The 14,263-nt window shown below is 59.7% G+C and carries 15 protein-coding genes; 6 read left to right on the top strand and 9 right to left on the bottom strand.

The window, feature by feature from the left end:
- Nucleotides 1-16: 16 nt before the first annotated feature.
- The 5 genes from FAA97_RS13870 to FAA97_RS13850 form a co-directional block, all read right to left on the bottom strand.
- A complete protein-coding gene (locus tag FAA97_RS13870; protein WP_136599137.1) occupies nt 17-520 on the bottom strand; it encodes an invasion associated locus B family protein in 504 nt (167 codons plus the stop codon).
- 268 nt (nt 521-788) lie between these two features.
- A complete protein-coding gene (locus tag FAA97_RS13865) occupies nt 789-1,169 on the bottom strand; it encodes a YkvA family protein (RefSeq protein WP_136599136.1) in 381 nt (126 codons plus the stop codon).
- A 67-nt stretch (nt 1,170-1,236) separates the two neighbouring features.
- Complete coding sequence (locus FAA97_RS13860) at nt 1,237-1,527, bottom strand: 4a-hydroxytetrahydrobiopterin dehydratase (RefSeq protein ID WP_136599135.1); 291 nt, start codon at nt 1,525-1,527, stop codon at nt 1,237-1,239.
- A gap of 50 nt (nt 1,528-1,577) precedes the next feature.
- Entirely contained in the window at nt 1,578-2,159 is a 582-nt protein-coding gene (gene thpR, locus FAA97_RS13855) for an RNA 2',3'-cyclic phosphodiesterase (protein ID WP_136599134.1), read from the bottom strand.
- Between the two features lie 66 nt (nt 2,160-2,225).
- Nucleotides 2,226-2,873, bottom strand: coding sequence for an arylesterase (locus FAA97_RS13850; RefSeq protein WP_136599133.1), 648 nt, complete (start codon nt 2,871-2,873; stop codon nt 2,226-2,228).
- Between the two features lie 72 nt (nt 2,874-2,945).
- On the opposite strand from FAA97_RS13850, the gene FAA97_RS13845 reads away from it, so the two are divergent.
- The 3 genes from FAA97_RS13845 (at nt 2,946) to FAA97_RS13835 (ending at nt 7,094) form a co-directional block, all read left to right on the top strand.
- Complete coding sequence (locus FAA97_RS13845) at nt 2,946-3,662, top strand: ABC transporter ATP-binding protein (protein ID WP_136599132.1); 717 nt, start codon at nt 2,946-2,948, stop codon at nt 3,660-3,662.
- Nucleotides 3,659-6,205, top strand: a complete 2,547-nt coding sequence (locus FAA97_RS13840) for an ABC transporter permease (protein WP_136599131.1) — start codon at nt 3,659-3,661, stop codon at nt 6,203-6,205. The genes FAA97_RS13845 and FAA97_RS13840 overlap by 4 nt, the downstream gene beginning before the upstream one ends.
- A gap of 160 nt (nt 6,206-6,365) precedes the next feature.
- On the top strand, nt 6,366-7,094 hold the full coding sequence (locus FAA97_RS13835; protein ID WP_136599130.1) for a Bax inhibitor-1/YccA family protein: 729 nt from the start codon (nt 6,366-6,368) through the stop codon (nt 7,092-7,094).
- 293 nt (nt 7,095-7,387) lie between these two features.
- Here FAA97_RS13835 and FAA97_RS13830 read toward each other — a convergent pair whose 3' ends face one another.
- The 4 genes from FAA97_RS13830 to FAA97_RS13815 all read right to left on the bottom strand — a co-directional run bounded on the left by FAA97_RS13830 (nt 7,388) and on the right by FAA97_RS13815 (nt 12,297).
- On the bottom strand, nt 7,388-7,963 hold the full coding sequence (locus tag FAA97_RS13830) for a CarD family transcriptional regulator (protein ID WP_136599129.1): 576 nt from the start codon (nt 7,961-7,963) through the stop codon (nt 7,388-7,390).
- A 388-nt stretch (nt 7,964-8,351) separates the two neighbouring features.
- The gene (fdxA, locus tag FAA97_RS13825; protein ID WP_136599128.1) at nt 8,352-8,690 is read right to left on the bottom strand and encodes a ferredoxin FdxA; all 339 of its coding nucleotides are present in this window, start codon (nt 8,688-8,690) and stop codon (nt 8,352-8,354) included.
- Between the two features lie 176 nt (nt 8,691-8,866).
- Complete coding sequence (locus FAA97_RS13820) at nt 8,867-9,277, bottom strand: RNA-binding S4 domain-containing protein (protein WP_136599127.1); 411 nt, start codon at nt 9,275-9,277, stop codon at nt 8,867-8,869.
- A 2-nt stretch (nt 9,278-9,279) separates the two neighbouring features.
- Nucleotides 9,280-12,297, bottom strand: a complete 3,018-nt coding sequence (locus tag FAA97_RS13815; RefSeq protein ID WP_136599316.1) for a helicase-related protein — start codon at nt 12,295-12,297, stop codon at nt 9,280-9,282.
- Between the two features lie 256 nt (nt 12,298-12,553).
- On the opposite strand from FAA97_RS13815, the gene FAA97_RS13810 reads away from it, so the two are divergent.
- From FAA97_RS13810 to FAA97_RS13800, 3 genes are read left to right on the top strand one after another with little or no spacing between them, the layout of a single operon-like run.
- A complete protein-coding gene (locus tag FAA97_RS13810; protein WP_136599126.1) occupies nt 12,554-13,552 on the top strand; it encodes an alpha/beta fold hydrolase in 999 nt (332 codons plus the stop codon).
- A gap of 14 nt (nt 13,553-13,566) precedes the next feature.
- The gene (locus FAA97_RS13805; RefSeq protein WP_082511155.1) at nt 13,567-13,719 is read left to right on the top strand and encodes a DUF3309 family protein; all 153 of its coding nucleotides are present in this window, start codon (nt 13,567-13,569) and stop codon (nt 13,717-13,719) included.
- A gap of 25 nt (nt 13,720-13,744) precedes the next feature.
- The gene (locus FAA97_RS13800) at nt 13,745-13,999 is read left to right on the top strand and encodes a glycine zipper domain-containing protein (protein ID WP_136599125.1); all 255 of its coding nucleotides are present in this window, start codon (nt 13,745-13,747) and stop codon (nt 13,997-13,999) included.
- The last annotated feature ends 264 nt before the right edge of the window (nt 14,000-14,263 follow it).

Here is a 14,263-nt window from a genome sequence, read left to right as displayed (position 1 = left end):
GGAAACCCAGCATCGATTATTTGCAGTTCTGGATCTTCTGAAGCGCCGCCGATATGCCGGAGAGCGAATAAGTGTAGTTTGTCGCCGTTCCACGTGCCGAGGTCGCTTCCACGGTCATGTTGGTGCCGCCCTTCATGGCAGCCACCAGTGCCGGCTCCTCCGCAGCATTTTCGACCCAGGCAGAGCTTTCCTTGACGAACATGACGAAGCTCTTGCTATCAATCGTCACCTTGACCTTTGAGTCACCCTTCATCGGATAGCCCATCATGGCCTGAGGCTCGTATGAGATGTTCTGGCCCGGACGCTGCGAAACGACGAAGAAGATGTCGCCGTGATTGACCGAAGCGGGCTCCTTCGCAGTCGGGACCGAAAGCACGTAGCATACAGTGCTATTTCCAGCCTTGTACGAATAGGCACCCCAGGCCTTGAACTGCTCGATGCGCGTCGGAGATTGTGCGTTGGCGAGTCCGCTGCTCGCCAGAATGATTGCCAATGCGGTTACGCTACGTCTTACGAACATGTCTTCCTGCCGGTTGTTTGCATACGGCGCCAAACCTCGGTCAGGCGCGCATCGTCAAAAACTGTCTTCAGTTTGACTTTATTTACCTTACCAAACCGTGAACGAGTTCCGATTTGGTGTCGCGATGTTGAGAGGCCTGACATCGCGGCCTACATGGTGTGAGATCTTCAGTCCACCGGACACGCCCGATGTAGAAGCAATGATTTAGGCGAGATTTGGGCTTCGCCGGCCTTTTACGACTGCCCGTCCATCCACAATTCGCTGACAATCACACACGATCAGGTTGATCTGCCAGCACATCGTCGGCGGCATCATAGTGCCGCTCCTTGATGTTCCGATTGATCATGGCAATCGCGGTCGACAGAACTGCGATGTCATCGGTGAAGCCGACAACGGCCAACACATCCGGTATGACATCGATCGGCATGACAAAATAGGCAAGCGCTGCAAGCAGGGTACCACGCACGCGCAAAGGGGTTTCCCTGTCGACGGCGCAATAATAGGCGGCCACCACGTCGCGCGAGAACGGAATTTGACGCGCGGCCTTGCGGAAGGTCGGCCAGAAGCGGTCGCGGACCTTTTTCTCCCGCCTCTCCTGGGTCTCCTCGTCGCCGGGCAACAAGATTTCACCGATTTTCACGTCATCCATGTCCGTCGATCCTTCCCAAGTTCAGATCAAGCATATGTGATGACGAAACCGAGATTTCAATGGCCCGTCAGCCGCCAGCTGCCTCTTCCATCGCGGCAGCGAGCTTCAGATCGAGCTCGGTGACGCCACCGGCACTGTGCGTCGTCAGCCGGATATCCACCTTGCGATAGACATTGCTCCATTCCGGATGGTGATCCATGCGCTCGGCAGCCAGCGCTGAGGCAGTCATGAAAGCGAAAGCTGCACGGAAATTCCTGAAGACAAACTGCTTCTCGATGGCCAGTCCATCCGCACTGAGACGCCATCCAGGCAAACTGGAGAGCTCAGAGCGCACCTGATCCTGACCGAGCGTCGCCATCGAAGCACCTCCTATGGGCTTTAAAAATGCGGTACCCTTCTGGGCGCTTTCTAGAAGCGCGGATAATCAGCAACTGCGGACTGAGATCGCCTTCCGGCCTCATGCAGCGGAAAGACCTCCTCGGTCAGATAGGGACCACCGCCAATGGAGTCTCGCGACGAGAGAAGGACAAAGCGCGTGACCGTAAACGGCAAGGTCTGGAAATCGCCCCGGCCCGTCAGATAACGTCCGACCTCATCGTTACGCGACGCCTTGAGCCTGGCCAGCGTAACATGGGGTGAGAATTTGCGGGGATCAGGCGGCAAGCCGATCCGCTGGCAGATCCGCTCGATCTCCGCCTGCAGGGCAAACATCTCGGGTGCCGGGGTCACGCCGGCCCAGATCGAATGGGGTTTCTTGGAGCCGAAGGAGCCGACCCCATGAAGACTCAGTGAGAATTCCGGTCGATCAACCCTGTCGAGACGATCGACAATTTCATCTGCCGTGCGTCCATCCACATCGCCGATGAAGCGCAAAGTGATGTGATAGTTCTCGACGTCGATCCAGCGGGCGCCGGGCAGGCCTCCCCGCAGCAGAGACAAGCTCATGGCTGCATTGCGGGGAATCTCGAGGGCAGTGAACAATCTCGGCATGGAGCGCTCCCCGAATCTTTTGCAGGTGCTCACAGCGAATCACGCGATGCGGCGCTGTGCAAGTCCCTATTTCGTGTGATCCTCAACCCTCTTTAGCCATTCCTCCGTGATCGGCAGCATGCGCTCGGCGATCAGGGCAAGGCCCTTTGTATTGGGATGCATGCCATCCTCCAGCAAAAGTCCCGCCTCGGTGATCACGCCATCAAGGATGAAAGGGTAAAGCGGGAGATCGTGTTTTTCCGCCAGCCGCGGATAAATTGCATTGAATGACTGCGCATACTCTCCGCCCATATTCGGCGGTGCGAGCATACCGACGAGAAGGACCGGAATGTTACGCTCCTTCAGGCGCGTAATGATCCGATCGAGGTTCTCCTCGGTCTTTTCAGGCGAGACGCCGCGAAGCGCATCGTTGGCCCCAAGCTCCAGGATGACGCCATTCGTTCCATCGGGCACCGACCAGTCCACTCGCGAAAGGCCGCCCGAGGAGGTATCGCCAGACACGCCGGCATTCACGATCGTAACATCATGCCCCTTGCTTTTCAGAACGCGCTCAAGCTGCGCCGGCAGGGCATCCTCCTGCGGCAACTGATAGCCAGCCATCAAACTATCACCAAGACCCACGAGGGTGAGGCTTTGCGCCGATGCGGTGGCTGCAAAGGCAAAGAACCCCGCCAGGATCACGGTGAAATGAAGCAACGCAGCTTTAAAACTCATGGTGCCTTTCCTAGATTGCAGCGATACCGCCGATGAAGCGGACGGGTTTCAACAGATATAGGATGGCCACGGGTGAGAAACACCATCATCGAACTGAAAAGCGCTGATCTCACCCTGGGCAATGCCGCAGCCTCAGTCCACGTCTTGAAAAGCATTGATCTTGCGATCGATGAGAGTGAAGCCGTCGGCATCGTTGGCCCCTCGGGCTCGGGCAAGTCGACACTTCTGATGGTGCTTGCCGGGCTGGAGCGCCTCGATTCCGGACAGATTTTTCTGCGCGGCACGCCACTCCACGAGCTGAACGAGGATCGGCTTGCCGATTTCCGCGGCAAGAATATCGGGATTGTCTTTCAATCCTTCCATCTGATCGCCAATATGACGGCGCTGGAAAACGTGGCGGTGCCGCTGGAACTTGCGAATGTCCGAAATGCCTTTGACATCGCCCGCACCGAGCTGCAGGCTGTCGGACTTGGCGAGCGGCTGAACCATTATCCCGGCCAGTTATCGGGCGGCGAGCAGCAGCGTGTGGCAATTGCCCGCGCACTTGCCCCCTCCCCCGCCGTTCTGATTGCGGATGAACCGACAGGCAATCTCGACACCGAGACCGGTCGACAGATCGCCGACCTCCTCTTTGCCAAGCAGAAAGAACGCGGCATGACGCTGGTGCTCGTCACCCACGACACGTCGCTCGCCGCCCGCTGCTCCCGGCAGATCCGGGTTGCATCAGGCCAGATTGCCGGCGACAGCAGACATGAAAGCAAGCCGTTGACGATCTCGGTGCCGGCATGACCTCCTTCTCGACCCGGTTCTCTGTTGCCCTGCGGATTGCGTTGCGCGAATTGCGCGGCGGCTTGCGCGGCTTTTACATCTTTCTCGCTTGCATTGCGCTCGGCACCGCGGCCATCGCCGCCGTCAACTCCGTCTCGGGCGCAATTACGGATGCCATCTCTTCCGAGGGTAGAACGCTGCTGGCCGGCGACATGCGTTTCGAACTCGACAACCGGGAAGCCACGGACCAGGAGCGCGCCTTCCTCAGCCGCTATGGCGATATCCAGCTCTCGACCAATCTGCGCTCGATGGCACGCCTGGCAGATGGATCTGACCAGTCGCTGGTCGAGATCAAGGCCGTCGATGACGCCTATCCGCTCTATGGCAAACTGATCGCCGACCCGGATCGCCCACTTGCCGAACTCCTTTCCACTGATGGCAATATTCATGGGGCGCTGGTGGCGCCGCTGCTCCTGGAGCGTATGAACAGCCGCGTTGGCGACGACTTGCTGATCGGCAATGCCCGCTTCCGCATCACCGGAACGATTGTCACCGAGCCGGACGCCATCTCCGACGGTTTCGGGTTTGCGCCCCGCGTTCTGACAAGCCGCGACGCGCTCTTTGCCAGCGGCCTTGTTGCGACAGGCAGTCTCGTCGAGCACGCCTACAAGATCCGTTTCAAGACGCCGACCGAGACCGCAGCCACCATACGCGAAGCCGCGCAGCGCGAGTTTCCGACGGCGGGATGGTCAATTCGTGCCAGCGATCGGGCTGCTCCTTCCCTTGCGGAAAATATCGAGCGCTTCTCGCAATTTCTGACACTTGTCGGCCTGACCGCCCTGATCGTCGGCGGTGTCGGGGTCGCAAATGCCGTCAAAGCCTTTCTGGATTCCAAGCGGACCGTGATCGCAACGCTGAAATGCGTTGGCGCGCCCGCCTCTGTCGTTGTGCTCGTCTATCTGATCCAGATCACACTGGTCGCGACGCTCGGGATCGCTCTGGGCCTGGTTCTTGGGGCGATTGCCCCTCTGATCACGGCCACCTATCTTCAAGGCATCCTGCCTATCTCTGCCGAGTTTACGCTCTATCCACGGGCCTTGGCGCTTGCCACGGTATTCGGCCTGCTGGTGACCTTCGCCTTTGCCATTCTTCCGCTCGGCCACGCACGAAAGGTGCCGGCAACCGCGCTCTTTCGCGAACAGGGTTTTGAGGAAACGGGCCTTGCACCCTGGCCTTACATCCTCGCCATGGGGGCAGCCCTATCAGCCATCGCGGCACTGGCCATTTTCAGCTCCGAACAACGCTGGATCGCCGCCACTTTCCTTGCGGCGATGGCGATCGGGTTTGTTCTGCTGCGCCTCGTTGCCTACGGCATTGCATTTCTCGCGAAACGGAGCCCCCGCATCCACTCCGCAGCGCTACGGCTGGCGGTCGGCAACATTCATCGTCCCGGTGCGCTGACGCCAGCGGTGACGTTGTCGCTGGGACTTGGTCTCAGCCTGCTTGTCGCCCTCGCCCTGATTGATGGCAACCTGCGGCGCGAGTTGACCGGAAACTTGCCCGAGCGCGCGCCGAACTTCTTCTTTGTCGATATTCAGGGCAACGAGATCGACGCCTTCCGCCAGCGCGTCGAAACCTTGGCGCCTGAGGGCAAGCTGATCGAAGTACCGATGCTGCGCGGGCGGATTCTGGCGCTCAATGGAACCGAGGTCGAGAAGCTCGAGGTCCCGCCGGAGGGTCGTTGGGTTCTGCGCGGCGACCGTGGCCTCACCTACGCCCGCAACGTTCCCGAAAACAGCACTGTAACGGAAGGCGAGTGGTGGCCGGATGACTATAGCGGCGAACCGCTGGTCTCCTTCTCAGAGCAGGAAGGCCGCGAGCTTGGCCTGAAGATCGGCGACACGGTGACGGTGAACGTCCTTGGACGCAACATCACCGCGAGGCTCGCCAGCTTCCGCACCGTGCAATGGGAGAGCCTGTCGATGAACTTCGTCATGATTTTCTCTCCCAATACGTTTGCCGGCGCGCCACATGCCTGGCTCGCGACGCTGATCGATGGTGAAGCGACGCCCGCCGAGGAGGCAACGATCCTGCGCGAGGTGACGCGCACCTTCCCAACCATCACCACGGTACGGGTGAAGGATGCCTTGGAAGTGGTCGATCGCCTCGTCGGTCAGTTGGCAACAGCCATCAGGGCTGCAGCCGCTATCGCGCTCATCGCATCGGTTCTTGTGCTTTCTGGCGCGCTTGCCGCCGGGAACCGCGCACGCACCCATGATGCGGTCATTCTGAAGACCCTCGGCGCGACGAGAGCCATGCTGATCCGTGCCTTTACCTATGAGTATCTGCTGCTGGGCATTGCGACGGCCGTCTTCGCATTGGTCGCGGGAGGCGGCATTGCCTGGTACGTGCTGGCAATGATCATGAAACTGCCGTCCAACTTCCTGCCGGATGTAGCCTTGCTGACGCTGCTGATCGCCCTCGTGGTCACGATCGGAATTGGCCTTGCAGGAACTTGGCGGATTCTTGGGCAGAAAGCCGCGCCTGTCTTGAGAGAACTTTAGTTCGCATCGCTCCCCGGAGACGGCGCATTGCCGTTTTCCGCACCGGGGTCTTGTCCATCGCCCCGGGAACTCTCATATTCAAGGAACGCATGCTGAGCTTCGCAGCAGCGCTCGGGCATGAGCGCCCGTCGTGCAACACCGAAGCTTGAAAGAGGAACCTATGTCTGAACTTCGCAACTATCAAAGCCGCGCGGCGCATACGCCTTCGGCCGCGATGATCGACGAAGGTCTGCGCGCCTATATGCTGAAGGTTTACAACCTGATGGCACTGGGCCTGTCGTTGACCGGCGTCGCTGCCTTTGCAACGTACCAGCTGGCTGTCTCCAGCCCTGCCTTCGCGCAGGCCATCTACGGCTCGCCGTTGCGCTGGGTTGTGATGCTGGCACCACTTGCCATGGTCTTTTTCCTGAGCTTCCGCATCCATAAGATGAGCGTATCGACGGCACAGATGACCTTCTGGGCCTACTCGGCGATCATGGGCGTATCCCTCTCGTCGATCTTCCTGATCTATACCGGTGGCAGCATCGTCCAGACGTTCTTCGTCACGGCAGCCTCGTTCGGCGCATTGTCGCTCTATGGCTACACGACGAAGCGCAATCTGTCGGCAATGGGCTCGTTCCTGATCATGGGCCTCTTCGGCCTGATCATCGCCTCGCTGGTCAACCTGTTCCTGGCTTCCTCGGCGCTTGATTTCGCCATCTCCGTCATCGGCGTCTTCCTGTTTGCCGGCCTGACGGCCTGGGATACGCAGCAGATCAAGGAATCTTACTTCGAAGCCGACAGCGCCGAGACCGCTGGTCGCAAGGCGATCATGGGTGCGCTGAGCCTCTATCTCGACTTCGTCAACATGTTCCTGTTCCTCCTGCGTTTTCTTGGAAACCGCGAATAACGGAAACAGATATGTGAATAAGAAACCCCGCTTCCTTCGAGCGGGGTTTTTTACGGCCTGGACAAACATCGGCAACTGCTGACACCGCACTTTCGCGTCGCAGCAGGCCTGCGCGAAGCCTTTGCACGGAGCAGTGCGACCGATGACGCGATCTCACGTCCTGTCTTCATCTCAGCGCATTGGCAAACCGCGCGGCAGTGCCTGGCAAACGTCCTTCGACATCGCTTGCTGCAGACCAAAAAAAACCTCCGGATTTCGCCGGAGGTTTTTTCAATGCTGGTCGGGCGTGCCCTTTAGGCAGCTTCTTCCTGCGCGTCATCCTCTTCCACGGTCTTGCCGCGCTTCGGGCCCTTGGCAAGATTGACCTCAACGAGGCGAACAGCCTCTGTCTCAGACATCTTGTTCACAGCAGCAATCTCACGCGCCATGCGGTCGAGTGCGGCTTCATAGAGCTGACGCTCGGAGTAGGACTGCTCCGGCTGGTTTTCGGCGCGGTAAAGATCACGAACGACTTCGGCAATCGAGATCAGATCGCCGGAATTGATCTTCGCATCATATTCCTGGGCGCGACGAGACCACATGGTGCGCTTGACGCGGGCCTTGCCTTGAACGACCTTCAGGGCGCGATCGACAAAATCGGTTTCGGAGAGCTTGCGCATCCCGATGCTCACGGCCTTGGCAACCGGAACCTTGAGGCGCATCTTGTCCTTTTCAAAGTCGATGACAAAAAGCTCGAGCTTCATGCCGGCGACTTCTTGCTCTTCGATTGCGCTGATGGTACCCACGCCGTGAGCGGGGTATACGATCGACTCGCCGGTCTTGAAACCGTGGCGTGCCGAGGAATTCTTCTTCTGCTGCTGGGTCGTCATTCTAATCAAACACTCCCTGTTTTGCTCCCGGCGTGGGTGCCGGCCGCCGGGTCGGTCAGGCCCGGATGAGACATCTCGCTTAAGTCGAGACATCCTGGTCCAGTGCGTCACAGTGCAAAATCATCCATCTCGCGCCGATAAAGCGACATGGCGATGTCGCTCGATCTCACGTCATTCGAGGCAGAAGTGAAGTTGCTTTCGTGATGGTTCAGGGCACAACTATGCCGCACAAGTGGAACAGTTTCTGGAGCCTATCACAAAAAGATGCGGAAATCAATATTTTACTGCATCGCGTCACAAAGACGGCACAGATGCAACGGCATCGGGGCGGGGTGGCGGAAAATTGGGCAAATTTTACATGAATCCCGAGGATTCCGCCGAACAAAGGTTAATCACCCGAACCAGGCTTTTCTGAGAAGAACTTCTCGAATTTGCCTTCGACACCGTCCATTTCTTTGGCTTCCGGCATCGGCTCTTTCTTGACCGTGATGTTCGGCCAGATCTTGGCGTAGTCCGCGTTGATCCTCAGCCACTTGTCGAGCCCCGGCTCAGTGTCGGGCTTGATCGCCTCGGCTGGACATTCCGGCTCGCACACGCCGCAGTCGATGCATTCGTCGGGATGGATGACGAGGAAGTTCTCGCCTTCGTAGAAGCAATCCACCGGGCAGACTTCGACGCAGTCGGTGTATTTGCAGCGAACGCAATTGTCTGTGACGATGTAAGTCATGCAACACTCCAGAATGACGCTTTGAACGCGGAACCAGCAACAGTCCTACCACGCGGCAGGGCGAAGGCGGCTTTGCGCGGCAGTCTCTTTCTTCAACTGTGTGTCAGCTACTGCGTTCTGAAAACCAAGGCAAGGTTAAACAGTTCTCATTTTGCCGGGCTGCCAAGGCAATTATTCTATCGCTCGTCGTCATTCCAGGGCGCCCTGAACTCGTCAAGCACGCGCCGCTCCCTTTTGGTCGGACGGCCCGTTCCCGGCGCACGCACGCCCTGCTCCAGCTCACCGAAGGGGCGGGGCGGCTTCGGCGGCGTAAGATCCTCGTAAAGAAGCTTGGCTTCCTCATAGGGCCCACGGCGCTCGCCGGCCCCCTTGACCACCAGGATCAGATCCCGCTCTGGCATGGAAACCTCGATCCGGTCCCCGCTCTTTACCTGATAGCTTGGCTGCCGTACGGACTGACCATTGATCCGGACATGGCCCGCCGAGATGCGCTCCTGCGCGAGACTGCGTGATTTTGCCACACGGGCGAAAAACAGCCACTTGTCGATGCGCTGGCGCGAACCGCTTTGTGGCTGTCGATCGTCCATGCTTACTTCTTCAGTTGATCCTTGAGGGCTGCCAGCTTGGCGAAGGGTGAATCCGGATCCACAGGCTTGTCCTTGCGCGGCGGCTTGGCCTCGAAGCGCTGGCCGCCCTGCGGACGTCCACCCTCGCGATCGGGACGCGGTCCACGGTCCTTGCGGTCACCGCGGTCCTGACGCTCACCCTTGCCGGCGAACTTGCCACGACCACCTTCGGGTCCATCCTTGCGAGCGCCATCGCGACGGCGATCGTCACGGCGGCCTTCCGGCTTTCCTTCGCCTTCTGCACGGCGCGGACCTGCGCCACCTGGACGGCGATCGCCGCCGGAGCGCTGATTGCCCGCACCCCGCTGGTTGTCGCCACGCCCACCCGGACGCCACAACAGGACCGGCTTCGGTTCGGATGCCTCTTCCGTCGCCGCGACAGCGTCCGTTGTCTCGGCAGGCGCGGGTGCGGCAGCCTCTGCAACGGCTGCGGCGTCGCTTGTAGCATCCCCGGCATCGGCGTCTGCTTCGGGATCAGCGGCGGGCTCGGCAGACTGCTCGGTTGAAGCAGCAGCTCCGCCCAGCGATGCCAGGTAAGCTGCGGCTTCCTCGGCCGTTACACTGTCTGCCCGATAACCGAGGCCCTTGAGGATTTCTTCCATATCATCCGGCGTGGCACCCAGAATGGAAAGCATGGCCGTCGTTGCGGTGAAGCGGCGGCCGTCATAGGCGCCTTCCGGGCGCGCAGTAGAACCCGGCTTCCACTGCAGCAGCGGACGAATGAGATCGGCCAGACGCTCGAGGATGTCGATACGCACGGCACGCTTGCCAAGAAACCGGAAGCCGGCGAGCTTGTAGAAGCTGCGCTCAAAGCTCTCTGTCGTGACAACGGAGGTTCGGCCCGCCGCCAGAACCGGAATGAGATCGCCATAGCCCGGCTTGTCGAGGCCATCGTTCTTCAGCGCCCAGAGCAGCGTGATAAGCTCCGCTGGCGCGGGCTTCAGCAGAGCGGGCATGAAGATGTGATAGGCGCCGAAGCGTACGCCATAGCGGCGCATGGAAGCACGACCGTCCTGATCGAGCGACTTCACGTCATCGGCAACATCGCGACGGAACAGCACGCCGAGGTTTTCCACCAGCTGGAAGGCCAGGCCCTTGGCAAGACCTTGCAGGTCTTCTGCGCGCGACAGATCGTCAAGCGGCTTGAGCACCGTGGAAATATGATGATTGACGAAGCGTTCGACACGGGCGGCGACGTGGTCGCGCGCATTGCCGCTCAGTTGCTCGTCGGCCAGCAGGATAACCCGCGGATGCAGGATATGGTCGGTACCGGACAGCCGGGCGACGGGATCACCGAGCCAGCGGACATAGCCATCCGAACCGATGGCAAAATCGCCATTGCCGGCGGCATGCAGCCGCGCTGCCCGCGCTTCGAACTCCAGCGCCAATGCCTTGTAGGCCGCAGCCTGCACGGCCTTTGCATCCGAACCTTCGGCGCCGGAGATCGGCGTGAACCGGAACCCGGAAAGTTGTCCCATGGCGTGGCCTTCAACGAAGACGTCGCCGTTCACACTGATTTCAGCTTCCAACATTGCATTCTCTCTCAAGCGCTTCATGAGCACAGATGTCCTGCGATCAACAAAGCGTTTCGTCAACCGTTCATGTAGCGCATCGGATAATCGATCTTCGATTTCCCGCGTCTTTTCTTGCCAGTGTGTCGGATCGGCAAGCCAACCAGGCCGATTCGAAACGTAAGTCCAAGTTCTAATCTGCGCAATACGCGCCGACAGCGTGTCGATCTCGCCATCCGTGCGGTCTGCGCGCCTGACCTGTTCGGCCAGAAAATCCTCATTCACAGTGCCGCGGCGAACCAGATCGAAATAGAGGCTCTGAATCAGATCGGCATGTTGTGCCGGCGTAATGCGCCGATAGTCTGGCAGAGCGCAAGCCTCCCAGAGTTTTTCTACACGCTCCGGTCGATCAGTGACATCGATCACCTCGGGATAGCGAGAAAGATATTCCAGCGCCTGCTGATCTGTTGCCGGCAGCGCGCGCGCCAGCCCTTCGATACGCGGTGCCACATCGAGGCTGCGCTGAAGGGCCGTGACCGAAGAGAAGTCGAATTGCGAGGTGCGCCACTGCAACACCTTGAGCGCGTCGAACTGGTGCGTTTCGAGACGCTCCACCAACTCCTCGTCAAAGGGCTCCACCCGGCCCGTCACCCCGAAGGTCCCGTCCTTGACGTGGCGCCCGGCGCGCCCGGCAATTTGCCCCAGTTCACCGGGGTTGAGATTGCGGAACTGGTAGCCGTCGAACTTGCGGTCCTGAGCGAAGGCAACATGATCCACATCGAGATTGAGACCCATGCCGATCGCATCGGTCGCAACGAGATAATCGACATCGCCCTCCTGGTAGAGACCGACCTGCGCATTGCGGGTTCGCGGGCTGAGTGCACCGAGAACCACGGCGGCTCCACCCCGCTGACGGCGAATGAGTTCAGCGATCGCATAGACCTCGTCAGCAGAAAACGCGACGATTGCAGAGCGATGCGGCAGGCGAGTAATCTTCTTCTGCCCGGCATAAAACAGCTGCGACAGGCGCGGCCGCTCGACGATGGTGATCCCGGGCAAAAGCTGCAACAGGATCGGCTTCATCGTGGCGGAACCGAGGAGCAGCGTCTCTTCCCGGCCGCGCAAATGCAGCAGGCGGTCGGTGAAGATGTGCCCCCGCTCCAGATCACCGGCGAGCTGAATCTCGTCGATCGCCACGAATGCCGCCTTGGTTTCACGAGGCATCGCCTCGACGGTGCAAACGGAGAAGCGGGCATTGGCCGGACTGATCTTCTCTTCACCGGTGACCAGCGCAACATTGTGCGCACCGACGCGCTCCACCACGCGGGTATAGACCTCACGTGCGAGCAGGCGCAGCGGCAGGCCGATAATCCCCGAGCCATGGGCAACCATGCGCTCGATGGCAAAATGCGTCTTGCCGGTATTGGTCGGTCCCAGCACTGCCGTAACGCTGCGACCGCTCAGGATCATGGGATGGCTGTTCAATGAGCGCTCCGCTGGTCGGGCCATACTTCCCGGTCAGGGTTCGGCTTCCGTTGACGAGACACATGGCCATGAAGTTCGTCAAAGGCAAGACGATTTCAGGTCCGATGGTGAAAAACCGAAGAATTTGCGTCGGGCGCTTTGTTGAACTGCGCTTTCCGCAAAGCGCGTCATAGCGCGATCCCATTGCGTGCAATGGAACAATCGCAGGCGATGTGTCGTTTGGCGGGCAAAGGTAAAGACGATGACGCTACCGCCACCAAGCCCAGACTGGATTGCCGAAGAAAGCTCAGGCGATAACTACGTGCTGATCCACGGCATGGTTATGGCGCCAAGCTTCTGGCGCACCTACGCCCCCATGGTGGCACGCCAAGGGAAATCAGCAGCCTATCCCCTACCCGGCCACCACCCATGGCGCCTGACGGAACCTGGCCAGGGCTTTGATGCAGATGCCGTCGCTGATGCCTATGCCACCGCCATCCGGCGCGATTTCGACGGCGAGCCGGTGACACTGATTGGCCATTCGACCGGCGGCTTCGTGTCCCTGCTGATCGCCATGCGTTATCCCAATCTCGTCCGCGCCGTGATCCTCATGGGCGCGTTCGCCTGCGGGCGCTTCGAGGGTCAGGAGCGGCTGCCGGCAAAAATGCTGCGGGTCCCGAAAGTCGGCCCCTTTCTGTTTCGGCAGTTTTTCCTGCGCTGGATCTCGACGGCCGAGCAGTTCCGCTGGGGATCGCTCGAATGCGTCTACGATATCGCCTGCCCTTGGGAAAACGAACAGGCGAAGGGCTCCATGGAAAACGTGCGGCTCGACCTTCTGCGCTCGCGACCGGAGGACATTGCCGCCTGCATCCGCTTCATGTCCTCCACCAGCCTGCTCGGCGGGTTGACGGAAATCGCGGTGCCGGTGTTGAACATCGTGGGGGCGAACGACGCCATCGTGCCGCCACCGCACCAGTTGCGTGTTTCCAAGCTTCTACCACAGACCCAGACAGTCATCCTGAACCAGTGTGGACATCTGCCGATGGTCGAACGCCGTGCAGAGACAGATCTCGCGATCAAGGCCTTTACCGCGACAGTGTCGATCAGTAGCAGCGCAACGCCCTCGCTTGCGCCGCAGCTGGGCGTTTTGGCGCGGCTTCTGCATGCTCACGAGAACGAGTCGTTCTCGGCAACACCGCGTGGAACAAAACCCGTGACGCGGCGTTCTCAGACCAGACGATACGAGATCTACCAAGACTAAGGAGAGGGCCAACAATGTCCACAATTCTGATCGTAATATTGATTCTTCTGCTGATCGGGGCACTACCGAGCTGGGGCTATAGCCGAGGCTGGGGCTACGGTCCGTCAGGGGGCCTGGGACTCGTACTGCTCATTCTCATCATCCTGATGTTGATGGGTCGAATTTAAACTCCTCGTTCAAAGGTCAAGAACCATGAAAAAGATCATCCTCGCAGTCGCCCTCATTGCCCCTCTCGCAGCCTGCACCGCCACTGAGCGCGGCGCCGGTATTGGTGCCGCCTCTGGCGCCGTCATCGGTGGTGTTGCCACCGGCAACGTCCGCGGCGCAGCGGTCGGCGCAGCAGTTGGTGGTGTGGCTGGCGCCCTCATCGGCAATTCGCAGGAGCGCAGCGGTTACTGCGTCTATCGTGACCGCTACGGCCGCACCTACGAAGCACGCTGCCGCTAAACCTCGGATAGCCTTCACTCCAAAGCCGTCGGACCCTCTGGGTTCGGCGGTTTTTTAGTTCTTGAATTAAGCTTTGGATCAAAGGCGGAACGAAGTGGGGACGAATCGCGGACACAAGAGGTTTCCCGGTTTGTTCACCGCTAGATGTTGTCGAACAACGAAACCTTAGCCACACATTGCGGTGGATATTAATGACTTCTCAGCTCTGACATCCGCCGAGCCGTTAACGGAACGCAGTAAAAACGGATGAAGCCGGCGACAAGC

Origin of the sequence: Peteryoungia ipomoeae, from assembly GCF_004912165.1 — a bacterium.
Taxonomy (GTDB): Bacteria; Pseudomonadota; Alphaproteobacteria; order Rhizobiales; family Rhizobiaceae; genus Allorhizobium; species Allorhizobium ipomoeae.
The sequence above is the reverse complement of the archived record's forward strand: the minus strand, read 5'-3'. Positions and strand labels throughout refer to the sequence as shown.

Excerpts from the sequence above, each read along its gene's own strand:
- FAA97_RS13870 (WP_136599137.1), bottom strand. The coding sequence starts at position 520 with ATGTTCGTAAGACGTAGCGTAACCGCATTGGCAATCATTCTGGCGAGC.
- FAA97_RS13865 (WP_136599136.1), bottom strand. The coding sequence starts at position 1,169 with ATGGATGACGTGAAAATCGGTGAAATCTTGTTGCCCGGCGACGAGGAG.
- FAA97_RS13860 (WP_136599135.1), bottom strand. The coding sequence starts at position 1,527 with ATGGCGACGCTCGGTCAGGATCAGGTGCGCTCTGAGCTCTCCAGTTTG.
- thpR (WP_136599134.1), bottom strand. The coding sequence starts at position 2,159 with ATGCCGAGATTGTTCACTGCCCTCGAGATTCCCCGCAATGCAGCCATG.
- FAA97_RS13850 (WP_136599133.1), bottom strand. The coding sequence starts at position 2,873 with ATGAGTTTTAAAGCTGCGTTGCTTCATTTCACCGTGATCCTGGCGGGG.
- FAA97_RS13840 (WP_136599131.1), top strand. The coding sequence starts at position 3,659 with ATGACCTCCTTCTCGACCCGGTTCTCTGTTGCCCTGCGGATTGCGTTG.
- FAA97_RS13835 (WP_136599130.1), top strand. The coding sequence starts at position 6,366 with ATGTCTGAACTTCGCAACTATCAAAGCCGCGCGGCGCATACGCCTTCG.
- FAA97_RS13830 (WP_136599129.1), bottom strand. The coding sequence starts at position 7,963 with ATGACGACCCAGCAGCAGAAGAAGAATTCCTCGGCACGCCACGGTTTC.
- fdxA (WP_136599128.1), bottom strand. The coding sequence starts at position 8,690 with ATGACTTACATCGTCACAGACAATTGCGTTCGCTGCAAATACACCGAC.
- FAA97_RS13820 (WP_136599127.1), bottom strand. The coding sequence starts at position 9,277 with ATGGACGATCGACAGCCACAAAGCGGTTCGCGCCAGCGCATCGACAAG.
- FAA97_RS13815 (WP_136599316.1), bottom strand. The coding sequence starts at position 12,297 with ATGATCCTGAGCGGTCGCAGCGTTACGGCAGTGCTGGGACCGACCAAT.
- FAA97_RS13810 (WP_136599126.1), top strand. The coding sequence starts at position 12,554 with ATGACGCTACCGCCACCAAGCCCAGACTGGATTGCCGAAGAAAGCTCA.
- FAA97_RS13805 (WP_082511155.1), top strand. The coding sequence starts at position 13,567 with ATGTCCACAATTCTGATCGTAATATTGATTCTTCTGCTGATCGGGGCA.
- FAA97_RS13800 (WP_136599125.1), top strand. The coding sequence starts at position 13,745 with ATGAAAAAGATCATCCTCGCAGTCGCCCTCATTGCCCCTCTCGCAGCC.